Genomic DNA, 19,352 nt, shown 5'->3' on the forward strand with positions numbered 1-19,352 from the left:
ATAATCGTTTTGTCTTTTGGATACTCTGCTTCTGTAGCATTAAAAGTATATAGAACTTTCTCTTTCTCCTGTTCGCTTATCATATTCATTTCACTGAGCAATTTCTCTGGATTCTGTACCGCATCCGTCAACACTACAGCAAAGTGCTCACTCATACGTTCTATTGTCTCTTGCTTGAATAAGTCTGTACAATACTCCCAATTTAGTTCATATCCATCTGCAGTTTCTTCCATACTTACGGTTAAATCAAATGTTGAAGATTTGCTTGTAAATTTAACTGGGCTTAGAATCGTGTCTCCTAATTTCAGTTCAGCTTCCTCATTATTTTGGAAAACAAACATAACATCAAATAATGGGTTTCTCGAAAGGTCTCTTTCTAATTCTAATTTGTCTACCAATTCTTCAAATGGATATTCTTGATTTTCATATGCTTTCAAGCACTTTTCTTTCATTTGTTCAAGTAATTCGATAAATGTTGAATTAGACCCTATTTTTCCTTTAATAGCCAACGTATTGGCAAACATTCCCAACATATTCTGTGTATCTGGGTGAATTCTTCCCGCAATTGGGCTCCCTATTACAACGTCTTCCTGTCTACTGTAGCGACTGAGCAGTAACATAAAGGATGACAACAGAATCATATACTGTGTAGCACCAGTTTTCGTACTCATTCCATTAACAGCATTCTTTAGTTCATTGCTTAATGTTGTTGTAAAACTGTTACCTTTATAACTCTGATGTTGTGGTCTAGGGTAATCTGTCCGCAGGTCGAGCACAGGGATGTCATCGGAAAATTCTTTTAACCAGTATTCTCCTTGAGAACCTAAATCTTTTGCATTCTGCCACGCACTGAAATCCTTATATTGTGCATTAAGTTCTGGTAATTCTTCACCATTGTAAAATCTAGATAAATCACCGAGTAATACTCCTTTGGATCCGTCATCGTAGATGATGTGATGGATGTCTAGCATGAGTATGGTTTCATCTTCCGCAATTTTTACAGCCTTCACTCTCATTAAAGGCGCTTTCTTCAAATCGAAAGGACGGATAAATTCTGTTAATACTTTTTGAATATTTCCCTCGTTCTCTTCTACATACTCTAAGTTTATATCAACTGAATCTTCTATCATTTGAAGGAACTTATGTTGATCATAATTAAAATGTGTTCGTAATATTTGATGACGCTCGCACAACTGTTTAAGAGCTTTATTTAGTTGTTCTAAATTAAGAGAACCCTTAAGCTTCAAAACGGTTGGGATATTATAGGAGATGTTTCCTTCTTTCATTTGGTCAATAATAAATAATCGCTTCTGGGCAGAGCTCATTTCATAGCTGTCTTTTTGAGGTTGCAACTCAATGGAGGTATAGTATGTATAATTAGTTGCATCTCTTACTTTTTCAGCAATATTTCTTACTGTATTCCCTGTTAATACTTCACGTAATGGAATTCGCACCCCTAATTCCTGTTCAATAACATTTACTAACTTGGTAGCTCTTAACGAATGTCCACCTAATTCAAAGAAGTTATCGTCAATCCCTATTCGATCAGTTCCTAAAATGTCTTGAAATGCTTTTGCAATGCAGATTTCTATGTCGTTTCTCGGAGCGATATACTCCACCATGCTTATTACTTCAGGTTTAGGTAAAGCTTTTTTATCCAACTTCCCGTTCCTTGTTATAGGTAGACTCTCTATTTGGATAATATATGCTGGTATCATATATTCCGGTAATTTCTTTCTTAATTGTTCTTTGATGATATTGCTATCAAGTTTTCCATTTCCAACCACATATCCACACAAATATTTATCGTTATTCTCTTCTCTTGCAATGACAACGGCGTTTTGAATTTCTTGCAAATTTCTAATTTCACTTACAACTTCGTCAATTTCTATTCTATATCCTCTGATTTTTACTTGCTCGTCTATTCTTCCTAGATACTCGATATTGCCATCTTCCATCCAACGCGCAAGGTCCCCAGTTCGATAGATTTTTTCTCCTTCACAAAAAGGATTTTCTACAAATTTCTCTGCCGTCAATTCAGGTCTATTTAAATATCCCCTTGATACTCCTTCTCCCCCAATACATAGTTCACCCATCATACCAATACCACAAAGTCTATTACCGTTTAAAATGTATATCTTGGTATTGGAAATTGGTCTTCCAATATGAACAAAGTCCAAATTAAAATCTGTGGGCACATCAAGGGATGTCGCAAAAACAGTCGTCTCTGTAGGTCCATAGGAATTAATAAGCCCCACTTTCCCGTTGCAAATTTGGTTGAAACGATTAGCCAATTCAACCGGTAAAGCTTCTCCTGACAATTGTATTTTGCGTAAAGATTGTGTTACTTCAGAATTAACATAAGAAGTAAAGCCTTCTAATACTGACGGTACAAATGATGTCCTAGTAACATGATGCTTTTTTATTTGTTCTGCAATTTTACTTGGATCCATTTCATCTTCCACAGGTAGAAGCACCAATTTTGCTCCTGCTAAATAACCAACGAAAAATTCCCAAATAGACAAATCAAAGGTAAATGTAGTTTTTTGGAGAATAACTTCGGACTCATGATATTCATTTTTCAACATCCAAGTTACCAAATTTACAACATTACCATTTTCAACCATAACCCCTTTAGGAGTGCCTGTTGTTCCAGAAGTATAGATAACGTATGCCAAGTTATTTGGTTTGGAAATCAGTTTTAAATTTTGCTCTTTTTCTCCCTTACATTCACATAAATCAACCACATTAATATTTTGTAAATCCTTGGTTATATGCCTACTTTCAGTCCCTTCAAGAAGTACATTTGTTCCACTGTCATTTAACATAAATCTTATTCGATCTATTGGGAGACTTGGATCTATAGGTAAATAAGCTCCTCCTGCTTTTAAAACCCCATAGATCCCAATCACCATTTCAATAGACCTCTTTGTAATAATTCCAACAATACTATCAGATTTTACTCCCTGTTCTCTTAATAATTCTCCCAAATAATTTACCCTAATATTTAATTGTTTGTAAGTAAGCGTTTGTCCTTCATATTCTAATGCAATATTATTTGGTGTTTTTACGACTTGTTCTTCAAATAATTCAATTATAGTTTTTGTATTTGGATATAGATCGTCACTATTATTAAATTCATGAAGTACCAGGTTTAATTCAAAATCATCTAAAAATGTTATCTCATTTAGATAGTTTTGTTTCTTTTTACTCATTTGTTCACATATTTTCATTATTCGTTTATGTGTCAAATCTAACATTTGTTTACTGATGGATTCTGAATTAAATTCATAGATAATTTTAATTTTTCCATTATTTTGAGATATACCAATAGTTAAATCATATCCCTCTCTATCATATACACAACATTCCGAATACAACGAATATAAAAGGATATCTGGAGAATTTGTTGAATGCGAATTTCCACTTTCAGTTTGTTCATTGACCTTTGATAGATATTCACTTGCCATATCTAAATACTTTTCCATGGTTTGCTCATGATTTACTATCAAAGAAGCAAGAATAACGGAATTCTTATTGTTAACTAAAGCAATCGATTCAGGGTTATTTCCTGTAACGAGATTTTTATACAATATCCATGCGGAAGTAAATAACTGTACTACGTCCATCTTATGATAGATGTAAGCTTGATTTATTTGATTACAATAACCCTCATTAATAACGTACTCTATTACTTGCCTTTTCCCATCCGCAGATTTTTTTCTTAAACCAAAAATGTTACGTTGAGTAGAACTGTTGCAATTTTCATTGTTTATAGTAGTAATATTCATATCAAACTCGCCTCCAATGAGTTTAGTGACATTTCTGCTAATAATGTTTTATTAATAATTTTTACAAATTCTTCAGTGTAGAAATTAATGAAAAAATGATTCCCTTCCATTTTATAGTATCTACAAAACTTTGTTGTATGCTTAGACCATTCATAGATTTTTTCATTCTTATTTTCCTCATCTGAATAGACGATCGTTATATTGGATAATATGGGTTCTGTTTTCATCATATAGTTATATTGTGTATACAATTTCAAATCTGAGTAAAATATTGGAACCATTAAATCTATTAATTCTTCATGATGAATCACTTCATGAAATTCCCCACCCATTTTAGTCAAATTTTTAGTTAATTTTTGAGCAGCTTTGTAGTAAGACATTTCTTGTATCTCTCGTACCTCAGGTGCTACATGTGCTGCAAAGAAAATATGAACGGGTTTTCTTCCAGTACGCCTATAAATTTCATAGTATACTTCAAATGCTACTAAACTTCCCATACTATACCCAAGAAGGGCAAATGGTGCATCAGTTAAATTTTCTATAATAGTTTTTGCTACATCACTAACCATTTCTTTGAAATTACAGTAAAATTCTTCTGAAATTCTTTCTCCATGTCCCGAATACTCAAGTGGAATAATTTCAATTACTTCATTGATGTATTTTTCAAGTGAGTTATACATTACACCAGATCCACCAGCATACGGTAAGCAAAATAATTTAATATCTTTCACATTCATTCCTCGATTCTACTCTATCTTTTGCTTTGTATATTATTTACTACTTTTATTCACTCACTGATACTTTCTGATTAATATCCACTTGCTCAACTGTGCTAAACAATTTTTTTGTCACTAATGCCAGTAAGACTGTTATGACTGCTACTGCAAATACTAATGTGTATACATTGTCTTCAAATTTATCAATTAATGTACCAAATAATACTTGACCAACAGGTACTGAACAAGTCGATACCGCTGTTAAAATTGCCATTACTTTCCCTAGCAATAAATTCGGAGTTTGTTGTTGCAGTAATGTAATGATAAATATGTTAATAATGGTTATAGCGAACATAATTAGCATTGAACTGAACGAGAAAACAAGAAATTGTAGAGTTATTTCCCCACTACTATTTACAAATTCAGGATAAACGGTGATTGCCATTGGAATAAATAGAATTCCACTTGCAACAAACCAGAGATACAGATTATTTACTTTAAGTTTCTTTGAAATAAAACCAATTGCAACAGCCGCAAATATCATACTCAAAGAAATACCACCTTGCGTTAGTCCAAATAAACTATCGCTCATGCCTAAAGTGATCTTGATAATATACGGAATTCCTACTAAAAATAGAGGTGTAATAAATAAATTTAATGATGCTGCTATTAATATTACTTTAGAAATAAATGGATTTTCCTTTACAATGTATGACACGCCATCCTTAATATCCAGAAGGGTTGTCTTCACTGCCCCATAAGGTTGCTCTCTCTTTTCAAATGGGATTTTTATAAACAGCTCTATTACAGCTGAGAGAAAAAAGCTGATACAAGTTATAATGACGATCATTTCAATGCCTGCGATACTATATAAAAGACCTCCCAAAACTGGACCTGCAAAATTAGTTATAGAAGAAACTCCTGACACAATACCATTTGCCTCTAGTAGTTTATCTTGTTTCACTAATACAGGAATACTTGCCTGTACAGTAGGTTGATAAAAAGCACTAACTATCATCAGCAAAGTCATAACAATCCCAATCATCACAATAATGGATGATTCACTAGTAAATAAAAATATTGCCAATCCACCAACTATGAAACTACTAATAACATCAAGTATCACCAACAAATTTCTTCGATTGGTGCGATCGGCGATAGCACCACCAATAGGTGCTAAAAATATAGTCGGAATTGTTGAAATGGCTAATATTAAGCCAAATATTTTTGCTGATCCAGTTAGATCAAGGATATACAATGATAATGCAAATCTTAAAATGGAGCTTCCAAATAAAGTGATAACCTGACAAATAACCAATACTCCAAAATTCCTATTTAAATTAGCCAATTCCAAGAATGCCTCCCAATAATTATTTGTTTACATAATTAATAATTCCACTAATAAACGCACAGCATGCAATTATTATCAACCACCAGGCCCACTTGTTGAGTTTCCCGTTCTTCTTACCAACTATTAATCCAAAGATCCCTGCAAATAACAACAAAACAGCTACTATTGTTCCTACTAAAAATGGGATTTCCATGTTTTTTTCTCCTTTATAAAGATGAATTATAATATCAGGTGTGTTGATTAACCATTTTTATACATCCAAGAGGTTGATTTCCGCTACGGGCTACTCGCTTTCCTGCGGGCGAGCGTCGAGCCGCTTCGCTCCGTGCAGGGTCTCGTCTGTCTCGCTTTCCCGCGGGAGTCGAGTAGCCCTACGCTACAATCAGTTAAAATGGAAATATATTAGCAAAGTGGTAACGGAAAAATCCTTTTATCGCTCATTAATAAACTCATTTTTTCCTAATCAACACGCCTGTTATAATATGTCAAATCAAGTGAAAACTCACTAGACCCTTTCTTCTATTGATACTTACTGAAGTAGTAATCTACTTCAGTTATCACTAGTTGTATATTAAATTTTTGATATTGAAAAAGAACCGCCTCTAAGTTCTGCACTAAATATATTCTTTCCATTTTTGTATATATAAGAATCTCCAGAGTGCATTAAAGAAAAATCACTTTTAAAGTTTCCTGAAAGTTTTTTCAAATGACACGAAAATCCGTCATTCTCCGGAATCTCTACTTTTACATTTGCCCCTGTAGAAATCGATTCGATTTTCTGTATCATAGTTGAGGAACTCACTTTAGTAGTTCTACCAGTTGAGTTGACATTTATTTCTGAAAATTCTCCCGAAAAATCTATTTTTGTTGATGTCGTCTGTAAGTGTAATTTCTGAATTTCCAAAAATTCTCCCGATACATTAGATCCGATGGCATGGAAAGTAAATTCCTCCATTTTCCCTGAAAGTTTAGCAGTACCAGATGTTAAATGACACTTGCATTTTATTGCATCAAGATGTTCAACAAACAAATTAACTCCAGTACAGTCAATAGAAATAGAATCAAATTGTTTTTTAGGTAGGTATATTTCCAAATTTGTTTTATGAAGATTGAATCCAATTTGTATCTTCTTTTTCCTACCATCTGTAATGGAAAGCTTCCCGTTTTTTACTGTATGATGAAAAAGTTTATGTTCTGGAAACTTTGTATCGGTGATTTGAACAACTTTTATTTCATCATGCTCATTTTCAAAAATATGAATATCACCTGTGATCCAATCTAGTGCAATATCTGATATCGTATGATCTAAACAAACTTTTTTTCTATCAATCAATTCACTATATCCAACCATTTCGTTTTCTCCTTTTCATTTATTATTTTTATATTTCAGCTATTCAAAAACAATCTGCATCTCGCAATACTAATCACGAAACAATCATAACGCCATTTCCTGTAAAATCATTCCACTTCGATTCTATTAATTTTCCCCATCAAATTCATTGTGGCAATGATTCCTGCAGCTGTAGAAATCGCTAATAAAATCAGGCTTAAAGTACTTTTCTCAAAACTTCCGATAACAGCATTTCCAAAGAGAGCACATAACAAAAGAGCTGACACAATGGTACTAGGAACTGATTTATTGATAAAACCTATTCTCATGGCAATTAAAGAAATTCCATTCATACCTATAGACAAAATAATGATTGTTTTAATGACTGAAAACAGTAATTCTGGAGATAGCGTATCATTAACAATTGGTGAGAAAGTTTCAGTCATACTAAAAATAACGATTGGAGGAATATTACTGATAATCATTGAAGCAGTTGAAAACACAACAACTACCGCAATTTTAGAAAGTAATATTTTTTTTCGATCGACTGGATAAGAAAATAAAAGTATCATCTTTTTCCCTTTATATTCTTCTATTACAAACCGTGAGAACATAGTTGCGGAGAGGATGGAAAAAAAAAACATACTCATGATGCTAGTGAACAAAAAGATATTCGAATAATTTTGAAAATCCGGCTCATTTTCTACTTGTGCTACAACAGCTACAAAATAAATAAATCCAATAAGAAACAGACATCCAATCATACTGATCTTCATGTAAGTATTAAGATTATTTCGTCTTAGCTCCAGTTTCATTAATTTATACAATTTTGACACCCCTATTCGTCATTTCAAAGTAGAATTCCTCTATTCCACTAGGATACTGCTTTTTGATATCGGACAACGTTGCTTCTCCTTTAACAACTCCGTCAACAATGATGCTCACTGTATCAGCAATTTGCTCAATTTCACTGAGAATATGACTGGAAATCAGAATAGTCATTCCATAATTCTCTACAAGATCCAAAAACAATTTTCTCATATCGCGAATCCCAGAAGGATCTAGTCCGTTTATCGGTTCATCTAATATCAACAATTTGGGTTGATGGACTAATGCCCTTGCAATTCCTAATCGTTGTCGCATGCCTAATGAAAACTTTGAGACTGGCTGTGAACCTGTGTTAGCAAGCCCTACCTTTTCTAAAGCTTTAGAAATATCAACCTCTTCTCTGTTCAAATAAGCAAGATGCAGACTTAAATTTTCTTCTGCTGAAAGATGTTCATAAAAAATAGGCACTTCGATAATACTACCGATGTTTCTTAAAATCTTATCCCTATTGACAGTAACATCCATACCAAGCACTTCTACTTTTCCTGCTGACGGTGTAAGTAAACCCGTTAAAATTTTAAAAATGGTTGTTTTACCCGCCCCATTCGCTCCCAAAAAACCATAAATAGATCCTTGTCGAACAGTCATATTGCATCCTTTTATTACTTCTACATTAGAAAGAACTTTTACCAGATTTTCTGTTTTTACTACAATATCATTGTTATTCATTTTGAATGTATCCTCCAATATCAGAATAATGATCAGATATTTTTTTGATCAGTTGATCACTGACAATATCCGCTCCCAATCCCTTCATCATCTGTTGTAAAAATCTTAAACGATTAACTGTATCATCATGTTTTCGTTCAAATAGAATAGGGTTAATCCAAATATTTACTAACAGCATAAAAATCTCTGCACATTCAGTTGGATATTCCGTATTGATTGACCCATCCTCTTTTCCCTCTAACATGATTTTCGCAATATTAGGTGCATCCTTATTAACACCATTTTTAATTCCCGTTAAGACAAATTGAGGATTTTTAATCTGCTCGCTCAAGAAACTGTCTATGGAATGTGCTTTAGGATCTGCTACAATGTGTTCTAAAATCTTCGCAAGTTTTTCTCTTGAATTGGCTGCTTGAGTATTATTAATCAAATCGTCTAACATTTGTGCAGCATAACTAAATTGTTGCTCCATCACTGCAAGTAATATTTCTTCTTTTGATCTGAAGTGATGATAAATCGCTCCCTTCGACATACCTAACTCGTCAATAATATCTTGTATACTCGTCTTTTCATAACCTTTTTCTTTAAAAAGTATTGTTGACACAGATAGTATTTGTTCTAAAGTTTGTTCTGGATGTTTATTTCTTGCCATTTTCTTCCCCCTCTTTAATACCAACCGTTGGTATCTATAACACATAATACACAACAAATTTTTCCTTGTCAATATAAGGTAATAGCCCAAATTTTTATAAAAAGGGGAACAGTTACTTCCCGTTAACAAATTTATTAGCTGATTGCAAGTTATCATGAGGATGAATCGGCAAACCGCTTAACACATGATCCGATTTTCACACAAGTGCTCGATACACCTACACGTGCTTCTCAACCGTCGTTATCAAGATTCTTCAAGCGCTTTGACACGCAAGCACTTCATCAACTTCAAGAGGCGAATCAGGCATTACTGGATAGAGTTCATGACGTTCACACAATCAGAAGCACTGATTTTTTTATTTAGATTCTTCACATACCGATACATTTGTGTAAAAAATATATTCAGTGGAATTTATGATTTTCTTAAAAGATAAATAGATATTAAAATTGCTTAAAGTATGATTTCTCATTGTCATTAAACTGTTCAATAAGCACCTATTACTAATTTAAGAGAAGAGTATCGCCTGTTTACTTGTACTATTAGTTCCCACATAATAGTTTTGGACAACACGATACTTACTTTTTTGTTATATAAATTACATATTCAATGTTATAGTCGATAAGCCGATTTGATCTATCTAGCGAAGTAATATTTGTTAATAAATGGTGAAATGTAGCAGATAACTATAGATATCTGTATATACACCTTGTTCTGATATATTCAAATATGCTCTACTGGAAAATAGCCCAGACTTGTAAAAATTCGATAATTTATAACAGTCTTATAATGAATCATTGAACCAAAATCTGGTAAAATCGTATTACTTTCTGAATCAATCATAATTTCCTGATTTGATATCACGATGGAGTATGCCTCTTTCGTGTAAATAATATAAAGCATTAATCACAGGGAGAATTATACTAGCATACAAATGGTTTCTATTATTAATAGGAAGATCTTTAAGTATTGCTCTAATAACGTTCCCTCATAATATTGCATAATGATATATTCATAGTTGGAGTGAGCCACAATGTGAAGTATCTCAATCGTTCCGCTGACTGCCCCTCCATTTTGGACGTTTTATCACTGTTTACCTCTCCTATTCGTCGATTTACTGATTCTACTCTTCTTTTTTTAAGATAATAAAAAAAGCGTCCAACGAGTATGAAAAATACTCATTGGACGCCTTATACAATTAATTAAGCTTTTTGATAGCGAAGCACAGGTGTACGAGCAGCGCGTGTTTCGTCTAGGCGAGTTACGACTGTTGTATGTGGTGCTTCTTGTACGATTGATGGATTTTCTTCTGCTTCTTTGGCAATTTGGATCATTTTATCGCAGAATGCATCTAATGTTTCTTTGGATTCTGTTTCTGTTGGCTCGATCATTAATGCCTCTTCCACATTTAATGGGAAGTAAGTTGTTGGTGGATGGTAGCCAAAGTCTAACAGACGTTTTGCGATATCTAACGTACGAACGCCAAGTTTCTTTTGACGACGACCTGATAATACAAATTCATGCTTACAATGACGGTTATATGGTAGATCGTAGAATGGCTCTAAACGACGCATCATATAGTTTGCGTTTAGTACAGCATATTCTGTTACAGCTTTTAAGCCATCTGGACCCATTGTACGGATATACGTGTATGCACGTACATTGATACCAAAGTTACCGTAGTAAGGTTTAACACGTCCGATTGATTGTGGACGGTCGTAATCGAAGTGATATGTTCCTTCCTCTGTTCTTACTAAAACTGGTTTTGGAAGGAATGGAATTAAATCTGCTTTTACACCTACTGGACCTGAACCTGGGCCACCGCCTCCGTGAGGACCTGTAAATGTTTTGTGTAAGTTTAAGTGTACACAGTCAAAGCCCATATCACCAGGACGTGCTTTACTCATAACTGCGTTTAAGTTTGCACCGTCATAGTATACTTTACCGCCAACAGAGTGAATAAGCTCTGCCATTTCGATAATGTTTTCTTCAAATAGACCAAGTGTATTTGGATTTGTTAACATTAATGCAGCTGTATCAGAACCAACTACTTTGCGTAAATCTTCAATATCTACTAAGCCATTTTCATCTGATTTAACAGTGATAGTTTCAAAGCCTGCAACAGTTGCCGATGCTGGGTTTGTACCGTGAGCAGAGTCAGGAACGATAACTTTATTACGATGGCCTTCACCGTTTGCTTCATGGAAGGCGCGGATCATCATTAATGCTGTCCATTCACCATGTGCACCAGCCGCTGGTTGTAATGTCACTTCATCCATACCTGTAATTTCAACTAATGAAGTTTGTAGATCGTAAAGAAGCTCCATTGCACCTTGAACTGTTGATTCATCCTGTAATGGGTGAACATTTGCAAAACCAGAAATTCGTGCAACAGCCTCGTTAATTTTAGGATTATATTTCATCGTACAAGAGCCAAGCGGGTAGAAGCCAGAGTCTACACCGTGGTTTCGACGAGAAAGTGCTGTATAGTGACGCATAATATCAAGCTCAGATACTTCTGGTAATTCCGCTGTTTCCGCACGTACTAAGTTTGCAGGCAGTAAATCTGCAAGATCAACCTCTGGTACATCAAGCGCTTCTAAGCTGTAGCCAACGCGACCTTCTTTGGAAATTTCAAAAATGAGTGATTGATTTTCGTTATGCATTAAGAGCCCCCATTTCTGCAACAAGTGCATCAATTTCTTCCTTCGTGCGTAATTCTGTTACTGCGATTAGCACGTGATTTTTAAGAGAGTCATATGTTTGACCTAAAGGATAACCACCGATGATACCTTTTTCAATTAAGCCTTTATTAATTTCTTTCACACATTTAGTTGTCTTCACAACGATTTCGTTAAAGTGTGCACCTTGGAATGCTACTGTGAAGCCTGCCGCTTCAAAGGCATTTTTAGCATAGCGAGTTTTCGCGATATTTTGGATAGCCATTTCACGAACGCCTTGCTTACCTAGAGCAGTCATTGCTACAGAAGCAGCAAGTGCAAGAAGCGCTTGGTTCGAACAAATATTAGATGTTGCTTTATCACGACGGATATGTTGTTCACGCGCTTGTAATGTTAAAACATAACCACGACGACCTTCACCGTCTACTGTTTCACCAACAAGACGACCAGGAACTTTACGCATGAGCTTCGTTGTTACTGCAAAGAAACCACAGTGCGGACCACCGAATGCTTCAGAAATACCGAAGACCTGTGCGTCCCCAACACAAATATCAGCACCTAGCTTACCAGGTGGTGTTAAAACCCCTAGTGAAAGTGGGTTTGAAGATACGACAAATAAACTTTTTGCTTCATGTGCAATATCGCCAATTACTTGTAAGTCCTCTATTTGACCAAAGAAGTTAGGATACTGTGTTATAACAGCTGCCGTATTGTCATCAATTAGTTCTTTTAAAGCTTCTACATCTGTCACACCATCTTTATGTGGAACAGTAACAATTTCAATGGATTGACCGTATGCATATGTAGCAACGACATCGCGATACTCAGGATGAACTGTTTCAGATACTAAAATTTTCTTACGGCGTGTATGTCCAGCTGCAAGCATACCTGCTTCCGCTAATGCTGTTCCTCCATCATACATAGAAGAGTTTGCAAGATCCATACCTGTTAGCTCTGCAATCATCGTTTGGAATTCAAAAATTGCTTGTAATTCCCCTTGTGAAATTTCTGGTTGATATGGAGTATACGCTGTGTAAAACTCTGAACGAGAAATAACATGGTCCACGATAATTGGTTTATAGTGGTTATATACGCCTGCACCTAAAAACGATACGTTAGCATTTGTATCTTTGTTTTTCCCAGCAAGTGCCGTTAATTCTTTTAATAAAGCTGATTCAGATTTTGCTTCTTTAATATCATACAGGCCTTTAAAACGTACTTTTTCTGGAATATCCTCAAATAACTCATCAACTGAGGATACACCAATTACGTCTAACATTTCTTGTTTATCTTGCTCCGTCATAGGTAAATAACGATGTTTCATAAATGTAGGTCCCTCTTTTCAACTATTATTTTGAACGCTTGTAAAACGGTGTTTCAACTGTTACTACCTTTAAATGCTTACCACGAATTTCGATTTCCAATTCAGTTCCGATAGTTGTGAATTGACTGTCAATTAAAGCGTGACCAACATTACGTTTAGAGGAAGGAAGCTGTGTACCTGTTGTCACTTCACCGATTTCCTTACCATCTTTAAACACTTTGTAGCCATGACGAGGAATTCCTTTATCGATCATTTCAATGCCTACAATTTTACGTGACAGTCCATTTTCTTTTTGTGCCGCCAATGCATCATGACCATTAAAATCCTCTTTATTTAATTTCACAGCAAAACCAATACCAGCCTCAAGAGGTGAAATTGTCGCTGATAGCTCTTGCCCGTATAATGGAAGACCGGCTTCAAAGCGAAGTGTATCACGGCAGCCTAAACCTGCTGGAACAACACCTTTGTCTTTTCCAGCCTCTAAGATTTTACTCCATAAAGCTTTAATATCTTCTGGAGAGCCGTATAACTCAAAGCCATCTTCTCCTGTATAACCGCTACGAGATACTAATGCTTTATGACCAGCAACTTCAACATCTGCTTGGAAACGGAAGTATTTAATCGTTTTTAAATCCGTATCTGTTAATGTTTGAAGGACCTCTTCTGCTAATGGACCTTGAAGGGCAATTTGTGCATAAGCATCTGACTGATTGTCGATCGTCACATCATATTGATGTTGATTTTCCATCATCCAATCATAATCTTTTTCAATATTTGCCGCATTGACGCACAATAAATAATGATTGTCTGCTAATTTATACGTTAATAAATCGTCGACAACGCCACCGTCTTCATAGCACATTGCATTATATTGCGCTTGACCTACTGCAATTTTCGAAATATCATTTGTCAAAAGATTTTGTAAAAAATCTAGTGAATCAGGTCCAGTTACTAAAATTTCACCCATATGTGATACATCAAATAAGCCAGCACGATTACGTACTGCATCATGCTCTTCTTTAATAGAAGAGAATTGCACTGGTAATTCCCATCCACCGAAGTCGATTGTTTTACCACCAACCTTTGCATATTCTTCAAATAGAGGTGTACGCTTTAATTCATTCGTCATTATTTTTGCCCCCTTATTGTTAGTTACATTTTTTACTGGTAGTAGTTCGTCTGCTTTTTATTAGTACAATCATGCTTCCCCTGTTTATTCATCCAAATAAGGAACTAACAGGAAAAACATTGAGACATAAAAAAAGACAGACGAACCCCTTTTCGGGATTCTCTGTCCTTAAACCTGAAAGTTACACCAGACTGGCTCGCATACCTACAATGCCAATCAGCCGGCTTTCCCCTTTGGTGGCTGTTGTACTACAGCTCTCTCCAGAGTTGCGTCTTGTACGAGTCCTTTTACCTGAGAGATTCATAACATTTTGCTATTTGCTCCTTCGGTGACGTCTATACGTGCTCTCCCCGTACAATCATCCGCCCAAGATTATTCATCTTGGTACTATTTAGTATTCAATGAACATTAAGTTACTTATTTGTCTATATCCTAACATTAATTACATTGAAAAGGCAAACATTTTTTATTTTATATTAAAACACGAACGTTATAGTTGTTTTAATTCACTATAGTTCGCCTTTCAGTCTTTTAACTTGGAATACTAAATACTCAAGAATTTGGCGGATCGTCCGCCCCTCTGTTAACACTTGTATATGTCCTGCCTCACGATAGAACTTTCTTCTGTAATGATACAGCTTCTCTAGTTCCTCTTTCGTTGAACTCTGTACAATCGGTCTGTTCGGATCATGCTGTATTCGTATATATATATCTTCGAATGTCGCATCTAAAAAAAACACGAGCCCACTGCGTCTCATTATTTTTCTATTTTCAGCATTGACTGCCACTCCACCACCAGTTGAGATAATACAAGCTTCATCACGGAAATTTTTCAAAAATTCTGTTTCTATTTCTCGAAAACGTGCTTCTCCGTATTTTTCAAATATCTGTGGAATTGTCATACCCTGCTGTCTGACAATCTCATGATCCATATCATAATATGGCATCTTTAACAAATAGCTTAAACGTCTTCCTAAAGCACTTTTCCCGCAGCCCATAAAGCCCACTAAATATATTTTTCGCATTCGAATCACCTTCTTATAACTACGATTCTACACTGTTTGACAAAATTTGTCCTAATAAATTTATCGTAGCTCGAACATTCAGCTTTTCTAGACTATCATATGTCCGAAACTGAATCTCATAAGACGTACAATAAGTAAGAACAAAAGTAGTTACAAAAAATAATAATGCAATTGCGATTAAAAAAATAGCCCCTTTGTCATTTTTCAATAACTGGAACATAGAAAGTTCTCTCCTTTTTGATACCACTTGGAAGAAGTTCAACAGCAACTGTTAACATATCTTTTTCATATTGGAACTGGCATTTATTAATACCAATTAGCATTGGTACATGACCACCATTTACTTGATCACGAATAATATTGCCATAACAATCAATATGATGAATGGTATCTGCTGCTTGGAAGGTAATTCTCTTTTGATCTTGTCGAATCGTAAATGATGAAATATCATCTAAATACATATTCAAATCATAAACAAAAAGTTCCCACTTTGATTGTTCATTAGATAGTACCGTTGTTTTCATTTCTGCAAACCACAGCATAATGAACACTACAAGATGCGCAATAAGCACAAAAACAACTAATTGGAACAACGCTTCTAATAATGTATAGCCTCGTTCATTCATCGACTTCACCTGTCAGTTGTATACATTTTTTACGTAATTCTTGCGTATTTTGAAAGCTTACACATATCCCTTGTCCAATTATAGACCACTGAAAATCTACATGTTCAATTGTTTTAGTGCCTTCCGTTTGCTGTAAATAACGAAAATGCTTTAAGCCTTCATAGGCCGTTTCCGCTGCGATAACTTCTAACTTCTTGTTATAAAGAGTCGTTTTCATCGTGTAGCTAATTGGGATTAATGTCGTGCATAATAACATGACAATGACTACTGATAAAATCGTTTCTACAAATGAATAACCAGATTCATTCAACTCTCGACCTCCCTCGTCCTAACGTAATCACAACCTTTTTAATGCCTTGAGGCGTCTTAAAAGAAACAGTCCCAGGTGTCATGACGTTTCCATTGTAGTTGTATATAATCGTGTAAATCGAACTCGAAGCAGGCATGAACTCAACCCCTTTCGGAAAAGGTCGTTCATATAATTCTGTAAAAATATCCTTTTTAATGATGTATCTCTTTGATGAGCTTTCAAACTTCATCGAGATATATTCCCTTTGGTGCATACTATAAGTTTGGATATATTGGACATCTAATTGAATTTGTGTAAAAAATCGCTCAAGCTCCCTCGTTTCCTCTGCTTTTAATGAATACTTTACGACAATCGCTGATAAACACATAACGATAAACAATACCATTAGCATTTCAACAAACGTATAGCCCCGCTCACTTTTTATAACACCCATCAGCTACCCGAACCAGTATCGGAAGAGGTCTTTGCCAATCGCACCTCACCGTCATTCGTTATCATAATCTCTTCTTTATTAGGACAGGTCGTTTCATTCTTCTTCAAATAGCCTTTTGCTACCAAATCTTCAATTGTTGGATAAGCCATAAAATCTACTCGATACGCCTCTACCTGCCCCTGCACCATACTAATATATGCTTTACAGCCTTTCTCATCGACGGTAGCAAAATGTTTCGTAACATTTGGGATTGTAATTAAAATTAATACCGAAATAATCAAAAGGACAATTAGCATTTCAATCAATGTAAAACCGGCTTGCTGCTTTAGACGTTTCATTATTATCCTCCTATACTAGTTCAATCATGTGATATATTGGTAATAATAAACTTACATATGCGGCAACGATGCACATTGCGATAATAATAAAGAAGGTTGGTTGTACAAATGCAAGGATTTTATGCAATAGTTGCTCTTGTTTTTCTGTTAATAATTCGCTGTATAGTACCAGCTCTTTTCCTAAATAGCCACTTTGCTCTCCATGCTCAACAAATATCGAGAAATCCTTCTGCCAAACTGTCATCAAATGAACAGCTTGTGTCAGCGTATCACCAAAAACAACACGCTCCTTTAAACATCGTGCCAGATACTGTAGAAACGGTTGAAGTCGTTGCTCCTCTAAGATCTGTAGACTCGCCTGTAAAGAAAATCCACTTTGTAGTAGACTTCCTAAATAAGCAGCAAATTGTCTCGTCAAAGACATTCGTATATAAATACGAATCAATGGCGTGTTTAGGATAATGTTTAACTGGCGAGCAATGGGACGTCGTTTGAGATAAAGGTGAAAAATAAAAATACTACATATTACTGCTATGCCTGCGACAATTAAAGCATCGGGAAAATGCAATAATACTTTTGATAAAGCAATGCCTGCCTCCTCTGTGCCGACAGTTCGACTTGTCACCATTTTTTCTATATTAGGAAAGAATATGGTGCGAAATACTAAAAACAACAGCAACAAAAATATAATGAGTACTATTGGATATAAGAGTAGCTTCATTAATTTTTTCTTCGTCGTTTCACTTAAAGCCATTTGCTGTGCCACACCTTTTAACGTCTCAATCATACCCCCATTGTTTTCTGCAACTATAATGGCGACTAAATGATGCTTTGGAAGTTGCAATGCTTCAAAAATCCCTGAAACACCAACTCCTTGCCTCAACTTTTCATTGATCAGCTTTTGTATTTCTTCATGCCCTTCAATATGATGAGGTAATAGAATAGAAATAGCCTGTGGAAATAAATAACCTTCTTGCATTAACACGCTTAGTCGACTAAAAAAACGAGCTTGTTCTCTTACTCGCCATTTTGTTGCCTTCTTGTAATCTAATCGAATTCTTTCAATAAACTTTCGTATTCGCATAGTTCTGACTCTCTATCAATTCTTTTTGACCTGCAAGCGTTAAATTATGTGGTAGCTCATAGCTAGTTTTTTGCATAATTGCTTTGATGGCCATTTGAAGATGAACATCGCTTAATATTTCAAACAATGCACAGCGTTCCTCCTTGACTATTGGTGATTGGAAAAGTGTTTGAGCAACAATTCCTACCACAGTTTGACGAAGTTCTTCTATTGAAATACCTAAGTCTATAAATCGATAAAGGCAGTTTACCGAATCCTTGGCATGAATGGTCGTTACTACTAAATGACCTGTTAAACTCGCCTCGATTGCGATTTCTGCAGTCTCTTTATCACGTATTTCACCAATCATAATAACGTCAGGTGAGTGGCGTAAAATAGCCTTTAAGCCTGTAGCATATGTAACGCCAGCTCGTTCGTTTACTTGAATCTGTAAAAGGTTTGCTTGGTTATTTTCTACAGGATCCTCCAATGAAATGACATGTCGATTAAGCTCTGTCGAACAGTAATGGATTAGGGAATATAAAGATGTTGATTTACCAGAGCCCGTTGCACCTGTGAAACATAAAAGTCCTTGCTGATGTTTCACTAGTTCCATTAACAAGTCTGCTGAATACTTGGAATAAGATAAGGAAGTAAGTGGGAATGCATGATTTTGTAGAAGCAATCGGATAATTAGGCTTTCTTTTAAAAATACTGAGGGAAGTGTAGAAACACGAAAGGCATATTGATCTTGTTCCATAGCTTTTTGGAAGGAGCCGCTTTGGGGTTTGCGACGCTCACTAATATCTAATGCCGCTAAAAATTTAAAAAAGGAAATCATTCGTTCCGCAAGATCGTTTGGTAATTCACCTGCATGGAGCAGCTTATCATATTTTCGAAAATAAATACGATATCGTATACTCTCTGGAACTAATAATAAATCTGATGCACCGAAATGATAGGCTTTTAGTAAAAGTTGCTCACATTTTTGTTCAACAACTGTTTCAAAATTTTTCATATTCGCACCCC

21 protein-coding genes and 1 riboswitch are annotated in these 19,352 nt (G+C 35.3%); of the genes, 1 reads left to right on the plus strand and 20 read right to left on the minus strand.

The window, feature by feature from the left end:
* From AMS59_RS19740 to AMS59_RS19770, 8 genes are all read right to left on the minus strand, one after another.
* The coding region (locus tag AMS59_RS19740; protein WP_199777801.1) for a non-ribosomal peptide synthetase at positions 1-3,791 on the minus strand (3,791 nt) is incomplete at its 3' end.
* Positions 3,788-4,528 carry a thioesterase II family protein gene (locus AMS59_RS19745; RefSeq protein ID WP_053485430.1) on the minus strand — a complete coding sequence of 247 codons (741 nt, stop codon included), beginning with the start codon at positions 4,526-4,528 and terminating at the stop codon, positions 3,788-3,790. The genes AMS59_RS19740 and AMS59_RS19745, both read right to left, overlap by 4 nt.
* A gap of 46 nt (positions 4,529-4,574) precedes the next feature.
* The gene (locus AMS59_RS19750) at positions 4,575-5,855 is read right to left on the minus strand and encodes an MFS transporter (protein ID WP_234007858.1); all 1,281 of its coding nucleotides are present in this window, start codon (positions 5,853-5,855) and stop codon (positions 4,575-4,577) included.
* 22 nt (positions 5,856-5,877) lie between these two features.
* Positions 5,878-6,051 (minus strand): hypothetical protein, encoded by a 174-nt coding sequence (locus tag AMS59_RS25485; RefSeq protein WP_156304722.1) that lies wholly within the window; start codon positions 6,049-6,051, stop codon positions 5,878-5,880.
* Positions 6,052-6,429: 378 nt separating this feature from the next.
* Positions 6,430-7,209 carry a DUF4097 family beta strand repeat-containing protein gene (locus AMS59_RS19755; protein ID WP_053485432.1) on the minus strand — a complete coding sequence of 260 codons (780 nt, stop codon included), beginning with the start codon at positions 7,207-7,209 and terminating at the stop codon, positions 6,430-6,432.
* Between the two features lie 107 nt (positions 7,210-7,316).
* The gene (locus AMS59_RS19760; protein WP_053485433.1) at positions 7,317-8,015 is read right to left on the minus strand and encodes an ABC transporter permease; all 699 of its coding nucleotides are present in this window, start codon (positions 8,013-8,015) and stop codon (positions 7,317-7,319) included.
* Positions 8,008-8,745, minus strand: coding sequence for an ABC transporter ATP-binding protein (locus AMS59_RS19765; protein ID WP_053485434.1), 738 nt, complete (start codon positions 8,743-8,745; stop codon positions 8,008-8,010). Before AMS59_RS19765 ends, AMS59_RS19760 begins: the two co-directional genes overlap by 8 nt.
* A complete protein-coding gene (locus tag AMS59_RS19770) occupies positions 8,738-9,397 on the minus strand; it encodes a TetR/AcrR family transcriptional regulator (protein WP_053485435.1) in 660 nt (219 codons plus the stop codon). The genes AMS59_RS19765 and AMS59_RS19770 overlap by 8 nt, the downstream gene beginning before the upstream one ends.
* Positions 9,398-9,589: 192 nt before the next feature.
* Here AMS59_RS19770 and AMS59_RS27050 point away from each other — a divergent pair, with 192 nt between their 5' ends.
* Entirely contained in the window at positions 9,590-9,760 is a 171-nt protein-coding gene (locus AMS59_RS27050) for a hypothetical protein (protein ID WP_369814342.1), read from the plus strand.
* Between the two features lie 357 nt (positions 9,761-10,117).
* Here the strand turns inward: AMS59_RS27050 and AMS59_RS25490 are convergent, their stop codons facing one another.
* The 12 genes from AMS59_RS25490 to comGA all read right to left on the minus strand — a co-directional run bounded on the left by AMS59_RS25490 (position 10,118) and on the right by comGA (position 19,341).
* The gene (locus AMS59_RS25490; RefSeq protein ID WP_234007859.1) at positions 10,118-10,258 is read right to left on the minus strand and encodes a hypothetical protein; all 141 of its coding nucleotides are present in this window, start codon (positions 10,256-10,258) and stop codon (positions 10,118-10,120) included.
* Between the two features lie 338 nt (positions 10,259-10,596).
* On the minus strand, positions 10,597-12,060 hold the full coding sequence (gene gcvPB, locus AMS59_RS19775) for an aminomethyl-transferring glycine dehydrogenase subunit GcvPB (protein WP_053485436.1): 1,464 nt from the start codon (positions 12,058-12,060) through the stop codon (positions 10,597-10,599).
* Entirely contained in the window at positions 12,053-13,399 is a 1,347-nt protein-coding gene (gene gcvPA / locus AMS59_RS19780; protein ID WP_053485437.1) for an aminomethyl-transferring glycine dehydrogenase subunit GcvPA, read from the minus strand. Before gcvPA ends, gcvPB begins: the two co-directional genes overlap by 8 nt.
* Before the next feature lie 25 nt (positions 13,400-13,424).
* Positions 13,425-14,528, minus strand: a complete 1,104-nt coding sequence (gcvT, locus tag AMS59_RS19785) for a glycine cleavage system aminomethyltransferase GcvT (protein WP_053485438.1) — start codon at positions 14,526-14,528, stop codon at positions 13,425-13,427.
* 269 nt (positions 14,529-14,797) lie between these two features.
* Positions 14,798-14,890, minus strand: a riboswitch (glycine riboswitch).
* Positions 14,891-15,037: 147 nt separating this feature from the next.
* A complete protein-coding gene (locus tag AMS59_RS19790; protein ID WP_053485439.1) occupies positions 15,038-15,553 on the minus strand; it encodes a shikimate kinase in 516 nt (171 codons plus the stop codon).
* 19 nt (positions 15,554-15,572) lie between these two features.
* A complete protein-coding gene (locus AMS59_RS19795; protein WP_053485440.1) occupies positions 15,573-15,773 on the minus strand; it encodes a hypothetical protein in 201 nt (66 codons plus the stop codon).
* Positions 15,751-16,179 carry a competence type IV pilus minor pilin ComGF gene (comGF, locus tag AMS59_RS19800; RefSeq protein ID WP_053485441.1) on the minus strand — a complete coding sequence of 143 codons (429 nt, stop codon included), beginning with the start codon at positions 16,177-16,179 and terminating at the stop codon, positions 15,751-15,753. The genes AMS59_RS19795 and comGF overlap by 23 nt, the downstream gene beginning before the upstream one ends.
* A complete protein-coding gene (locus AMS59_RS19805) occupies positions 16,172-16,489 on the minus strand; it encodes a hypothetical protein (protein ID WP_053485442.1) in 318 nt (105 codons plus the stop codon). The genes comGF and AMS59_RS19805 overlap by 8 nt, the downstream gene beginning before the upstream one ends.
* Positions 16,482-16,922 (minus strand): competence type IV pilus minor pilin ComGD, encoded by a 441-nt coding sequence (comGD, locus tag AMS59_RS19810; protein WP_053485443.1) that lies wholly within the window; start codon positions 16,920-16,922, stop codon positions 16,482-16,484. The genes AMS59_RS19805 and comGD overlap by 8 nt, the downstream gene beginning before the upstream one ends.
* A complete protein-coding gene (gene comGC, locus AMS59_RS19815) occupies positions 16,922-17,260 on the minus strand; it encodes a competence type IV pilus major pilin ComGC (RefSeq protein ID WP_053485444.1) in 339 nt (112 codons plus the stop codon). The genes comGD and comGC overlap by 1 nt, the downstream gene beginning before the upstream one ends.
* Before the next feature lie 10 nt (positions 17,261-17,270).
* Positions 17,271-18,344 (minus strand): competence type IV pilus assembly protein ComGB, encoded by a 1,074-nt coding sequence (gene comGB, locus AMS59_RS19820; protein WP_053485445.1) that lies wholly within the window; start codon positions 18,342-18,344, stop codon positions 17,271-17,273.
* The gene (gene comGA / locus AMS59_RS19825; protein ID WP_053485446.1) at positions 18,322-19,341 is read right to left on the minus strand and encodes a competence type IV pilus ATPase ComGA; all 1,020 of its coding nucleotides are present in this window, start codon (positions 19,339-19,341) and stop codon (positions 18,322-18,324) included. The genes comGB and comGA overlap by 23 nt, the downstream gene beginning before the upstream one ends.
* Positions 19,342-19,352 lie beyond the last annotated feature (11 nt).

It is taken from the genome of Lysinibacillus sp. FJAT-14745 (genome assembly GCF_001275675.1).
Classification (GTDB): domain Bacteria; phylum Bacillota; class Bacilli; order Bacillales_A; family Planococcaceae; genus Lysinibacillus.

Excerpts from the sequence above, each read along its gene's own strand:
- AMS59_RS19745 (WP_053485430.1), bottom strand. The coding sequence starts at position 4,528 with ATGAATGTGAAAGATATTAAATTATTTTGCTTACCGTATGCTGGTGGA.
- AMS59_RS25485 (WP_156304722.1), bottom strand. The coding sequence starts at position 6,051 with ATGGAAATCCCATTTTTAGTAGGAACAATAGTAGCTGTTTTGTTGTTA.
- AMS59_RS19755 (WP_053485432.1), bottom strand. The coding sequence starts at position 7,209 with ATGGTTGGATATAGTGAATTGATTGATAGAAAAAAAGTTTGTTTAGAT.
- AMS59_RS19765 (WP_053485434.1), bottom strand. The coding sequence starts at position 8,745 with ATGAATAACAATGATATTGTAGTAAAAACAGAAAATCTGGTAAAAGTT.
- AMS59_RS19770 (WP_053485435.1), bottom strand. The coding sequence starts at position 9,397 with ATGGCAAGAAATAAACATCCAGAACAAACTTTAGAACAAATACTATCT.
- gcvPB (WP_053485436.1), bottom strand. The coding sequence starts at position 12,060 with ATGCATAACGAAAATCAATCACTCATTTTTGAAATTTCCAAAGAAGGT.
- gcvPA (WP_053485437.1), bottom strand. The coding sequence starts at position 13,399 with ATGAAACATCGTTATTTACCTATGACGGAGCAAGATAAACAAGAAATG.
- gcvT (WP_053485438.1), bottom strand. The coding sequence starts at position 14,528 with ATGACGAATGAATTAAAGCGTACACCTCTATTTGAAGAATATGCAAAG.
- AMS59_RS19790 (WP_053485439.1), bottom strand. The coding sequence starts at position 15,553 with ATGCGAAAAATATATTTAGTGGGCTTTATGGGCTGCGGGAAAAGTGCT.
- AMS59_RS19795 (WP_053485440.1), bottom strand. The coding sequence starts at position 15,773 with ATGTTCCAGTTATTGAAAAATGACAAAGGGGCTATTTTTTTAATCGCA.
- comGF (WP_053485441.1), bottom strand. The coding sequence starts at position 16,179 with ATGAATGAACGAGGCTATACATTATTAGAAGCGTTGTTCCAATTAGTT.
- comGD (WP_053485443.1), bottom strand. The coding sequence starts at position 16,922 with ATGGGTGTTATAAAAAGTGAGCGGGGCTATACGTTTGTTGAAATGCTA.
- comGC (WP_053485444.1), bottom strand. The coding sequence starts at position 17,260 with ATGAAACGTCTAAAGCAGCAAGCCGGTTTTACATTGATTGAAATGCTA.
- comGB (WP_053485445.1), bottom strand. The coding sequence starts at position 18,344 with ATGCGAATACGAAAGTTTATTGAAAGAATTCGATTAGATTACAAGAAG.
- comGA (WP_053485446.1), bottom strand. The coding sequence starts at position 19,341 with ATGAAAAATTTTGAAACAGTTGTTGAACAAAAATGTGAGCAACTTTTA.